Source organism: Aureibaculum koreense, from assembly GCF_034296135.1.
Classification (GTDB): domain Bacteria; phylum Bacteroidota; class Bacteroidia; order Flavobacteriales; family Flavobacteriaceae; genus Aureibaculum.
This window is the reverse complement of sequence record NZ_JAXKVV010000038.1, coordinates 1-12,886: the sequence shown is the minus strand read 5'-3', so window position 1 is coordinate 12,886 and position 12,886 is coordinate 1. Positions and strand designations below refer to the sequence as shown.

The 12,886-nt window shown below is 33.8% G+C and carries 5 protein-coding genes; 1 reads left to right on the top strand and 4 read right to left on the bottom strand.

Annotation, left to right across the window (positions count from 1 at the left end):
- Positions 1 to 129, bottom strand: a 129-nt coding sequence (locus UMM65_RS17405) for a twin-arginine translocation signal domain-containing protein (protein WP_321978431.1), incomplete at its 3' end; no start/stop codon positions are given.
- Positions 130 to 344: 215 nt separating this feature from the next.
- Here UMM65_RS17405 and UMM65_RS17400 point away from each other — a divergent pair.
- Positions 345 to 4,403 (top strand): hybrid sensor histidine kinase/response regulator transcription factor, encoded by a 4,059-nt coding sequence (locus UMM65_RS17400; RefSeq protein ID WP_321978429.1) that lies wholly within the window; start codon positions 345 to 347, stop codon positions 4,401 to 4,403.
- Between the two features lie 72 nt (positions 4,404 to 4,475).
- Here UMM65_RS17400 and UMM65_RS17395 read toward each other — a convergent pair whose 3' ends face one another.
- From UMM65_RS17395 to UMM65_RS17385, 3 genes are all read right to left on the bottom strand, one after another.
- On the bottom strand, positions 4,476 to 7,829 hold the full coding sequence (locus tag UMM65_RS17395; RefSeq protein WP_321978428.1) for a VCBS repeat-containing protein: 3,354 nt from the start codon (positions 7,827 to 7,829) through the stop codon (positions 4,476 to 4,478).
- Between the two features lie 185 nt (positions 7,830 to 8,014).
- Positions 8,015 to 9,613, bottom strand: coding sequence for a RagB/SusD family nutrient uptake outer membrane protein (locus UMM65_RS17390; RefSeq protein WP_321978426.1), 1,599 nt, complete (start codon positions 9,611 to 9,613; stop codon positions 8,015 to 8,017).
- Positions 9,614 to 9,637: 24 nt separating this feature from the next.
- The gene (locus UMM65_RS17385; RefSeq protein WP_321978424.1) at positions 9,638 to 12,694 is read right to left on the bottom strand and encodes a SusC/RagA family TonB-linked outer membrane protein; all 3,057 of its coding nucleotides are present in this window, start codon (positions 12,692 to 12,694) and stop codon (positions 9,638 to 9,640) included.
- Between the last annotated feature and the right edge of the window lie 192 nt (positions 12,695 to 12,886).

The window sequence follows — 12,886 nt, the reverse complement described above, 5'->3', positions numbered from 1 at the left end:
CCCTACCCCTATCAAAGCAACCTTTAGCTTCTCCCTCTTATTACTAAAACCATAGGTTAAGTTTGGCATTACCGAAATGCCCGCCCCTACTATAGCTGACTTCTTAATAAAATTTCTTCTTGAACTCATAAATTGGTAAAGTTATTTTAACCTTTTTTTAACAATGCCAAATGTTAGGATTTCCAATTTATTTGAAGTGCAAATTTTAAGCAAATCCTTCCATTTTTAGGATTGTTGCTTATAGAGAGCTTAATTTCTACACTTTTTTGCATGAAATTTACACTTTGTTGGTTTTTAGTTATATTTACGGTTGTTATAAACACATTTTATAATTAAAAAAATTGGTGAATTTAAAGCTAACTACATTTATTTTTTGTCTTTTTGCTACGTTTGGGGCATTAATGGCTCAAGACAATGCAAATTTCAAACATCTGTCTCCAACATTGAACAACAGCCCAGTAAATGTGTCCGGAACGATACAAGATGCTACAGGAAATATTTGGATGGCGTGCAGTGTTGGTATTTTACAGTACGATGGGTATGATTACACCCTTGTTAAAAATGCTGTTCTTTTTCCTCAAATTAAGCAAAACGATCGCGTTAAGACGTTGGTAAAAGATGCGGATAAAAACATTTGGATAGTTTCAAACTTTGGTCTGTTATCTAAATACAATTCAGAGGGAGGAGCGTATCAGGATGTAAATGAAAATCTGTTAAAAAACAGGTTAATCACAGCTATTTCCTCTAAAAATAATAATGTTTGGATGGCTTCTAACAACGGAACCATCCTTAAATATAATAACAACGCTCTTGATAGTGTTACCACGATTAACCATAACGGTTTTGCGGTTAAAAACATCTTTGACATAGAAGTCTTAGCGAACAATCAAATTTATGTAAGCACAGACGATGGAAAAATTTTTAATCACAATTTAAAAAACAAAAGAACGAGTGAACTGGTCGGTCCTTTTTCAAATTTCCCTGGAATACTTAACTTGACCACCGATAATCTTAATAGGCTTTGGATAGGAACAGAGACTTTTGGACTGTTCGTTTATGACCCTTCTAGTGAACGGTTTATTCAAAACACACTTTTTAAAGGTAATAAATATAATATTCACAACGAACTTTTTATTACTTTTTTTAAGGACAGCGAGGGCACTATCTGGGCCGGTACGGACGGTGGCGGTCTATATAAAATAAATCCAATAAACGGCAATATCGATGTTTTTACAAAACAAGATTCCAATGAATTTTCGCTTAGCAGCAATACCGTTTTAAACATAAGTGAAGATAACCATAAAAATATTTGGGTAGCTACAAATTATGGTAAACTAAACATTTTACCTCATGCAAATGAAAATATAAAATACCTTTCGGGGTCGGAAAATAATACCCCTGTAAGAATCTTAAGTATTTTTAAAAGTTCGCTAAATACATTATGGATAGGGACTGACGGATTTGGACTCACAAAAATAGAGGTTAACGAAGATGGCACGACCAAAAAAAGCCAGTACCTTAAAAAGAACGATTTGAGCAAAGGTTTTTATGTGCAATCCATTACCGAAGATAATAACGGTAATATTTGGTTTGGTACTTATAAGAACGGCTTATGGATTTACAGGCCTAAAAGGGATCGTTTTGAAAAAATAGGCATTTTCAGCTCTAATAAACATGAGGCAACGGATGTTAGAACCGTTTTTAAAGACTCTAAAGGACGGATTTGGGTCAGTTCCAATGTGTCATTAAGTATTTACAGTTCCGAATTGGAGTTGTTAGCTTCTTTCGAAAACAATTCCAACGGTCTTAAAGGTACTATTGCGGAGAGCATCATCGAAGATAAAAACGGTAGATTTTGGTTGGGAATGTTCAGAAATAATCTGCTTGAATTCAATGAGAACTCATCAAATCTTCAATTTTCTACATTTATTGAGCACCCTGATCTTTATTCTGTAAGATCTATGGCCAGCACAACCGAAGGTACTGTATATTTAATAAACGCGGACGGCGAACTGTTGAGTTTTAACAGTAACGCTAATGACACTTCAAATTTTAAAAATGTAGCAACCCATAAAGATCGTCAATTTGTAAGTGCGTTGCTAGTGAATAAAGATAACATTTGGTTGGGCTCCAACAATGGCATTCATCATTTAAATTTAAAAACAAATGCTATAAAGACATATTATACTGCCGATGGCCTACAAGACAATGTGTTTTTGGTAAGAAGTGCCTTTAAGGATACCGACGGGTTATTATATTTTGGCGGTATAAAAGGACTCAATTATTTTAATCCCAATCAATTAACTGAGAAAAAATTAAATCCCGATCTATTTATCCATACTATAGAAATTCTCAACAAACCTGTTGAATCGATTTTACCGGATCAAACAACATCTGGCGTTTTAAATACGAAGTCTTTAAAATTAAAAAACGATCAATCTTCTTTTTCTTTTAAATTTTCGGCTATTGATAATATTTTAAACCCTAATTTTACTTATGCATATCGCCTTAAAGGTTTCGATAAAGACTGGATCATTAGCCACCCTGAACGTGTAGCTACTTATACCAACATTCCGCCGGGAAACTATACTTTTGAGGTAAAGGCAGGCACTAAAAATGGCGTTTGGGATATTGCCCCACAAAAAATCGATATTAAAATAGCACCTCCTATTTGGAATAGTACTTGGGCATATATTATCTATTTTTTCATTTTAGCTATGATTGCTTACAGTATAAGAAGATGGTTCGTTCTTAGAAAAAGGTTATTTTTAGAAAAAGTACTGCACAAAAAAGAAAACGATCTATATAAACTGAAAATGGATTTTTTCGCCAAAATGTCTCATGAAATTCAAACACCCTTGACATTAATTTCAGGCCCCATAGATGATATGAAAAAAAGAGCCACCACTGATGGAAATCTTCTATTAAAACAACGGTTGGATATTATTGCAAACAACGCAGATAGACTTTCTAAAATTGCAAGAGAGTTAACGTTAGTAAGAAATAAAGAACTAGATAAATTGCAACTTGCCGTTACCAAAAACAGTTTGTGCGAGCACTTAAATTCAATTGCCATATCTTTTAAAGAGTTAGCTAGAACTAAGCACATAGATTTTAACATTAATTGTCCAAGAAATTTACATAACGTTTGGTATGATAAAGAAAAAATAGAACATGTTCTCTATAATTTATTATCTAATGCTTTTAAATTTACTCCAAACAATGGAACGATTGATATAAATGTAAAATCTCTAGAATCTGATAAATTTATCAAATTATCCATATCGGATTCTGGACCAGGAATGCCGAAGTCAGAATTAAAGAAAGTATTTGAACTTTTTTATCAATCTGACTCTCAGAAAAAATACAAAGGCACAGGCATAGGACTTGCTTTGACTAAGGAGTTGATTAACCTACATAACGGAAAAATTAGCGTAAAATCTAAACCAAAAAAAGGTACAACTTTTAGGGTAGTATTGCCTATTACCGAAGATGCTTATGATGAAAGTGATAAAATTGTGACAGACATTTTTGATGAACCACAATTAGTCTTAAAAAAAGAAGATGTTGTTGAAATCTCGACTGATAATTTAAATGACAAAACGATTTTAGTAGTAGAAGACAACCTTGAACTACAACAGCTTTTAAAGGACCTGTTGAACAAACACTACACCGTTATTTTTGCAAATGAAGGAGAAGAAGGTTACGAACTGGCAAAAAACAAAAACCCGGATATTATATTAAGTGATGTTATGATGCCCAAATTGGGAGGGATAGAAATGTGCAAAAAAATACAACAAAATACATTGACCTCTCACATACCCATAATTTTACTTACCGCAAAAAATTCAACAAGTGCAAAAATAGAAGGGCTTTCATCCGGTGCTATTGAATATATTAGCAAGCCCTTCAATACCAAAGAATTATTACTGAAAATAAAAAATATTTTGACTTCTAAAGAGCAAATTATTTCCAACTACCGTAAAGAGGTGCTAAGCACCCCAAAAATAAATATTGACAAAACCAAGGACGAGCTGTTTATTGAAAACTTAGTTAAGATAATTAACGATAATATTGATAATGCCGATTTTAAAGTGGAAGATATAGCTGAATCTCTTAATATGGGATATTCAACTTTATATAGAAAATGCCAGACTTTAACCGGAAATAGTTTAGTTGATTTTGTGCGTTTGTTACGTTTAAAAAAAGCTGCCGTTTTAATTGCCAAATATGGATACTCTATTAATGAAACTGCCTATCTTACTGGTTTTAACGATCCAAAATATTTTTCCAAATGTTTTAAAAGCCAATTTAAAAAAACACCGGGCAGTTTTAAAAAAGAAGCTCACAAAATGGAAATCGATAGTTTTTTAAAAAATTATCAATTGGAAGATATTGGTTAAATTTTAGTTGTTCAACTAAATTCAACATTATAACTTACCTTCAAATGAAACCACTGAAAATCAGTTTAATTATTAGTTATTCACTTTAACCACCTGAATATAATCATCATTTTTAACAACCAATATAGCCTTTCCAGATTTTAAATTAATGACATCTGCAGCTTTTACATCTCCCCCAATATACAATCCACTTTGGTTGGGTGGAACGACTTTGAACCTACCCTCTTTTGTGCCTTTAAGGTAGAGTCCATAGCTAGCATCATTTCTAGGTGTTTCAATTTCAGAACCATAAAGATTACCCACTAAAATCAGGTCTTTTATACCATCGGCATCAAAATCTTCAATAAGAATATCATTTACAGAAGATAATTGAGCTCTATTATCCAAACCTTTAATTTTAAATGTGTTATTTCCGCTGTTCATGAAAAAGGAAGTCGCGAAATTATTTGCTTGGTAATGTAAAGCGTTTTTTAAAGCTTCAGGACTATAAACCTCTTCTAATGTGGCAGATCCAAATGCTTCGTAAGTTTTAAATTTCTCTTTGACAAACGGCATTTGATTGGAAGAGCATTGCCTACCTCTAAGTGGGAAAAGTTCTCCACTATTGTAGTATCCTAAAACAATATCTAGACTTTTATTATTATCAAAATCTTTAGCAAAAATTTCAAAAGGCTCTTTTTTAGTAGCCTTATATTTATAGTTTAAACCTAAGTTGCCCATTATAAAATCTATTTTGCCATCTAAATCAAAATCGTCAGATGCTATAGAATACCACCAGCCAGTTTCCTCTTTAAGATTAGGTTGGATTTTAAAATTTCCGTTTTCATTTTTAAAAATTGTTGGAGCCATCCACTCACCCACAACTGTTAAATCTAGTTGAGAATCACCATCCACATCAGCCCAAACAGCATCGGTAACCATTCCTATATTAGATAATTTTTCTGCATTGCTTGACGTTACATCTGTAAATATATTTTTTCCATTTTTACTGTCATTTCTAAGCAGATGACTATCACCAGGAAATGGGTATTTTCCAGGGTGTTGCCTGCCACCAACAAAAATATCCGTATCCCCATCATTATCAAAATCGGCCACTTTAACGCAAGACCCACTTGATTGTAATTTAGGGAGTACATTATTGGTTCTTACGAAATTATCTTTTCCTACATTTTCGTACAATCTATCTTGTAAATCACTTGTGTTATGGTCATATTCATTGCCTCCACTTGAAACGTATAAATCTAGATCTCCATCACCATCAAAATCTAAAAAAGAGGCTCCAATATCTTCATACTTTTTATCTTCGTTAAAGGTTGAAATAGAAGATGAATTAAAACTCCCGTCATTTTGTTGAACATATAGTTTTCCGGGTGAATCTTTAGCACCACCAATAAAAAAGTCATCTAAATCATCACCATTTACATCTCCCACAGCTAATGCAGGGCCTAGTGTTGACATACGATGCGGTAATAATTCTTCTCTTTTAAAATCGTTAAAATCATTTTCAGTATGTTTAACTTTTAAACCTATACTTTCCGTTATATCAGAAAATAAAAATTTCTTTTCTTCTTTTGTTTCGCTAATTTTCTTTACCTCTTGATAATTAACTGTAATTAGTTGGTTAACATCTACATTATTTAATATTTGACTTTTCCCATCATTCCAGGTAATCTTTACTTTATCTATTTTAGTTGTTTTCCCTAAGCCGAAATTTAACTGATTTGTAACAGATGACTGGAACCCTCTGGTAACATAATTTACCTGTACTTGTAAATTATCATCTTTTGTTAGTTCAACCTTCGTACCTATACCTGACCTGTTATTCTCAGGCCCATTAAATTTAACTTTCAAGAAATTATTATTGTTAATTTCAGAGGCATTATTTTTATAGATAAAGGCAATATCATCCGAGTTATTTACTACAATATCAATATCTCCGTCATTATCAAAATCTGCATAAGCCGCTCCATTAGAGTTTGTTTCAGGTTGTTCTATGTTTAATTTTTTGAAGGTTAAATCTTTATTGTTGAGATAAAAATAATTTTTCTTTTTTCTAGTAGGCATTTTATCCAATAAATCATTAATAAAATCCTCTTTTTTCATTATTTCCCCTGCCTTTAATGCATTTTCTCTTTCCTTTCTATACCTTATAAAATCATTATTTCTAAAGTCGCGTTTAATACCGTTGGAAATGAATAAGTCTTTAAAGCCGTTATTATCAATATCAATAAAAAGTGGAGACCAACTCCAATCGGTACTTGTTAAACCTCCTAAATGTGCTACATCAGAAAATTTGGGAAGTCCATCTTTATTATCTACGCCATTATTTAGTTGCAACGTATTATACATGTATTGATGATGTAACCCGGCATCCACATGTCGATAAAAACGGGCAGGATCCATACCACTCATACTTGTTTTTATGCCGTAATTATCTTCTGCCATCATATCTACAACAATTATATCCATTAAACCGTCGTTGTTATAATCTGCTATATCATTACCCATGGAGAAATTTGAAATATGTCCAGTAGTTTGTTTTGCTACCTCTAAAAATGTTCCATTTTTTTGGTTTAGATAAAGATGGTCTTGACCCGAAAAATCATGGCTCACATAAATATCTGGCCATCCATCATTATTTAAATCGCCCATGGCAATTCCTAATCCATAACCTAACATATTATTTATAATGCCAGATTCATTTGTTACATCATTAAATTTTCCATTATCATTTCTATACAAACGTTCTCCTCTAAATTCAGATGTAGTTTTTTTAAATTCTTCTATTTGACTATCTGGATAAGTGTCTATACCATGGTTTATGAGGAACATATCTAAATCGCCGTCGCGGTCATAATCAAAAAAACTTGCTTGAGTTGAGAATGAAGAATCGTCCAATCCATAAGCCGCTGCCATTTCTTTAAAAACCGGAACTCCATCTTCTTTTACGCCCATATTTACCATTAAGGCGTTACGCCTTTTATTTTCATCCTGAAAACGTCCGGTTCGGCAAATATATATATCTAATAAGCCATCTTGGTTGATATCTACAGTAGTTACCCCTGCATCGAAACCAAAGCCACTATCTGCATTGGAAATGCCGGTTACATCTTTAAATGTAAGGTCTTTGTTATTTAGATAAAGCTTATTCTTTTCTAATGTTGACACAAAATAGATATCATCCCAACCATCGTTATTAAAATCACCAACGGCGACCCCACTTCCGTTATAAAAATATTCATAGAAAATACCGTTCATATATTCAGATTCCTTAAGATTATTGATGAAATCTATTTTGGTTCTTGAAGATGGCAAAACCTCTAAAAGAGGTTTGTCAGATACTGTTTCCATGTTACCATTTTCTTGTTTATTTTTACAATCGATAAAAATTATTATCAATAAAATATAAGCGAAAAAATTCTTCATACTAAGGGTAAATATTATATTAATTTTTAAAATTAGATAATAGATTATAAATTAACAATATAAACTTGATTTTTATTTAAGTTAAGGGTTCAACTTCTATATTAATTTTTTCATTTTGAAGAAAAAACCCATTTGATAGAATTCAAATGGGTTTTTAAAATAACTAACTCAAATAATTGTTTTTATTAGTAACCAGGATTTTGCTGTAATACATCAGAACCCAATTTGTCAATTTCACTTTGAGGAATTGGAGCCAAGTAATTTTTCTGATCGAAAGTTCTGGTTTCTACTTCTATTCTTCCATAAGGTTTACCCTGAGCATCAGCTCCGGTTAATTCACCATTAGGACCAATTCTCATACCATGTATAGGTCTATTCAATAAATCTCCTAATCCCCATCTTCTCAAATCAAAAAACCTATGTTCTTCAAATGCGAGTTCAATGCGGCGTTCGTTTCTGATCCTGTCTCTCATCTGATCTTTTGAAAGCCCATCTGGTAATGGTGGCATATTTACACTTGCTCTTGCTCTTACCTGGTTAACAGCATCATATACGCTATCATCCGGCCCTGACGCTTCGTTTTGAGCTTCTGCGTAATTTAGTAAGACTTCTGCATAACGAATGTGAATCCAATTATTGCTTCCACCCAAATTTGCCCAGTCTGTGAAAGATTCATCTAAGAACTTTTTCATATAATAACCCGTTTTAGTAGCATCTCCATTTTTTTCCATACCATCTAAACCTCCAATTCTAGTTTCAACGGCTCTTCCCCTCCACATACTACCATCATAAAAAACAGTTGCCGACAACCTTGGGTCTCTGTTTGCGTATGGAGTTGCTGGATTATAAAGTGGCGAATCGTCAATTGATTTACCATCGATCATTTCATAGGCATCGACCAATTCTTGAGTTGGACCTGTGCCTCCCCAGCCTCCACTATATCCTACAGGGTGATTAAATAAGTGACCCCAATGCTGTAACTCAGGTTCTTGAAACTGTTTGTCGAAAACAACTTCTTCGTTATTATCATTCGCTGCATGAAACAAACTATGGTAATCAGAAAATAGAGAATATACTCCCGAATCTATAACCAACTTGCTTGCAGAAGCAGACTCGGCCCATTTTTCAGCATATAACAACGTACGCCCTTTAAGTGCATTCGCAGCACCTTTATTAGCCTTACCTAAAAGACTACTACCATGAGTTGTAGGAAGCAAACTAGCGGCAGCATCTAAATCATTAATAATAAAAGCAATCACTTCTTCTTTGGTGTTTCTTGGGATGCTAAAATCATCATCTAAAGAGAGTGCTCTATCTAAAATTGGCACCCCACCATAATGTCTCATTAAATCAAAATAATAAAAAGCCCTAAGAAAATGAACCTCTCCAACCATTCTATCCTTTACATCAGCATCAATATCTTCAACAGCATCGATATTATCAAAAAACAAGTTAGCTTGTCTTATCATTTGATAACTGCTAAACCAAGTTCCTCCCATAGGGTAATTGCTAGGACCATAATCACCTCGATTAAAAGACTGACCACTTGGCCAACCGTAACTGTTCTCACCATCATCAGTGGCTGCACCTAGCATATACCAACCTCTACTAAAACCATCAGGCATAGATTGATACATTTCGTTAATAACAAGCTCTATTAATTTTGGGTCTTTCCATACATCTCCAGAATTAAGCTTGTCTTGAGGTGTAAGTTCTAAAAAATCTTGCTGGCAACTTCCAAGAAAAGCTACAATGACAAGAAGTAATATCGATATTTTTTTCATTTTTTTTAATTTAAAATTAACAATTTAGAAACTAAGACTTAGCCCAAAAGTAAATGAGCGAGTCTGTGGATAAAATGCACCTCTTCCACTTGGTGCTTCAGGATCAAAATTTTCAATGTCTGATATTGTAAAGATATTTAAACCTGATAAATAGAGTCTTAAACTCTCTACTTTTATACTAGATAAAAATTCAGTTGGAAAATTATAGCCTACCTCAACATTTTTTAACCTAATATAATTTGCATTTTGCAACCAAAATGATGAAACTACTCTATTATTGGTATCTTCTGTTAAAGTCCTTGGATATTTGGCATCCGGATTATCTGGTGTCCATCTATCTAAATGTTGTTCTAAAACTTTACCCCCATTAAAGAACGGAAATGCAGCTTCTTCAGACAAATATACGTTAAAATCTCTTGCTCCCTGAAATTGTACACTAAAGTCAAATCCTTTATAGCCACCTCCAAAGGCTAGACCATATATAGTGTTAGGATCGCTTACAACTCCCATAAAAGCCCTATCATCATTATTAATTACACCATCTGGCACACCATCAGGACCACTTATATCTTTATATTTTATATCTCCTGGTGCAATTGAACCATAACCAGATTGATCAGCATGACTATCTATATCTGCTTGCGACTGAAACAGTCCATCTGCAATTAAACCAAATCTGGAACCAATTGAGCGTCCGGTTATTTTTAAGTTGTCATCTATATTTTCTGACTCCCCAACTTCTACAATTTCATTTTTAGAATTGGTATAATTTGCTTTGGCCCAATAATCGAATTCGCCAATACGATTTCTGTAAGATAATGAAAATTCAAAACCTTTGTTATCTACAATACCAAAATTCTCTCTTGGTAATGATGCACCTACAAACCCTGGAACTATTCTGGTTGGGGCTTCTAAAATGTCTTTGGTTGTTTTAGTAAAATAATCGAATTCAAGACCCAATTTTCTATCCATAATCTCAAGATCGAAACCAATGTTTCTAATAGTAGCTTTTTCCCAAGTTACGTCCTTATTTGGTATTACTCCCGGACGAATAGTCTGTACGGCGTTACCTCCTACAAAATACGTTCCCGAGAAGTTGAATGCATCTAAGTATTGAAACTGAGATATACGGTCGTTACCTAAAAGCCCCCAAGATCCTCTTATTTTTAATTCATTAATAAAATCTACGTCTGCCATAAATTTTTCTTGAGATATCCTCCAGCCTGCTGAAAATGAAGGGAAAAAGCCCCACCTATTCTCTTTTGCAAAATTTTCAGACGCATCATATCTAAAACTAGCTTCAAATAAATATTTAGCATCGTAAGCATAAGTTGCTCTCGCTAAATATCCTAATCTAGCTGTATTAAAAGCAGAACCACCATTTTGAGCTGTTTCCGAATCACCAAAATCTAGTTGCGGCAGGCCGTCTGACACCAAATTTAGTCGGCTTGCGTTAAAGGAATTAGATTTATTAATTGCTTTTTCAACACCCAATAAACCCGTGATTTGATGAAGTTCATTAAATGTTTTGTCATAATTTAAAGTTGCATTATAGGTTATGGTCGGATCTATTACCCCTGAACCGCTGTCAGGTGCTCCTTGAAAATAACTTTGGCTAATTCTAGATTGTCCTAGTGTCGTTGGCGTATACTCATCAGTATTTTCGTCATAATTATATAAAGTATACTTTTTTTGTACGGACTTGGCAGTAAAGTATATTCTATCAAGAGCCATGTACCCTTTTAATGTAAGCCCTTCAATTTTTGGGATTTTAAATTCAAAACCTACATTAGCTAAAAATATATTACTTGTTGATTGACTAACACCCCCTTTTCTTTCTGCTTCAATAGGGTTACCACCTAACGAACCAGTACCAGGCAAACCATTTGGATAGTATGAAACCCCTGTTGGTGCAATTCTAGATAGCCCGCTAAAAAAAGTTCCAACACCGGTTGCTGATGATTCTCTATTTTCTTGACGCCCAGCTAAATCTAAAGAAACTTTAAGAGCATCCGTTACTTTAAAATCGAGATTAGATCTAAAATTGTAACGTTTGTAATTTATATTATCCGTTAAACCATTTTCAGATAAATAACCACCGGAAACAAAATAATTCACCCTATCAGCTCCCCCAGAAATTGTAATGTTATGCTGTTGTTGAAGTGCAGATGATTTTAAACCTTCACCATACCAATCAGTATCAGGGTGCGTTATTGGATTTGATCCTGTTCTATATTTTTCCAAATCGTCTGGCGTATATAATTCCGCTTTTCCTTCATTTCTTTTCGCTTCATTAAATAAAAGAGCATAATCATAACTGCCCAAATACTTTGGTATTTGTGTAGGCTTCGAAGTTGTTATTTCTGTTGTATAGTTGATGACTGGTTTTCCTTTCTTACCTCTTTTAGTTGTAATTAAAATTACACCATTAGCACCTCGGACACCATAAACAGCAGCAGCTGAAGCATCCTTTAATATGGTTACCGTTTCAATGGTATTGGGATCCAATTGAGAAAAGGCTCTTTGCACACCATCAACAATTATTAATGGTGAGGAGTTTCCTGTAGTACTAATACCTCTAATTAATAGGTTAGAACCGTTTGAACCTGGTTGGCCACTTCGTTGTGTGGCAATTAGCCCCGGAAGTCTACCTACCAGTGCATTGCTAATATTAGCAACTGAACTTTGGTTTAGTTCCTCACTTTCTACAGAGGTAACCGAACTGGTTACATTGGTTTTCTTTTGGGTACCATACCCCACAACAACAACTTCACCAAGTTGAGCAGCATCTTCTTCCATAGCTATTGTAAAAGATGTTTGATTGTTCACAGGTACTTCTAGTGTTTTTAAACCAAGGAAACTGAATATTAAAACTCCATCTGGCTCTACATTTGACAAAGAAAATTTACCATCAAAATCAGTTACAGTACCATTTTGAGTACCTTTAATAAGAACACTAACACCAGGTAGCGGCGAACCAGATTCTGTATCGGTTACAGTTCCTGTTACAGTTCTTTGTTGTGCATGTATAAAACTTATACTTAGCACAAAAATTAATAAACATGTGATTGATTTTCTCATAAATTTGATTTAAGTTAATTATGTTCTAAAAAGTTAGTTAATATGTATTTTCATCCAGTTGTACGGTTGTCTTTTAATCCACATGCCCCTTGTGAAATCAGGGAAATCTTGTGGTTCACCGTTGTTTTCAATTGACAATTCTGACAAAGGCGTAATGGCACTCCATGCCGCGGCGTCATAAGCGTCCATAGG

Excerpts from the sequence above, each read along its gene's own strand:
- UMM65_RS17385 (WP_321978424.1), bottom strand. The coding sequence starts at position 12,694 with ATGAGAAAATCAATCACATGTTTATTAATTTTTGTGCTAAGTATAAGT.
- UMM65_RS17395 (WP_321978428.1), bottom strand. The coding sequence starts at position 7,829 with ATGAAGAATTTTTTCGCTTATATTTTATTGATAATAATTTTTATCGAT.
- UMM65_RS17390 (WP_321978426.1), bottom strand. The coding sequence starts at position 9,613 with ATGAAAAAAATATCGATATTACTTCTTGTCATTGTAGCTTTTCTTGGA.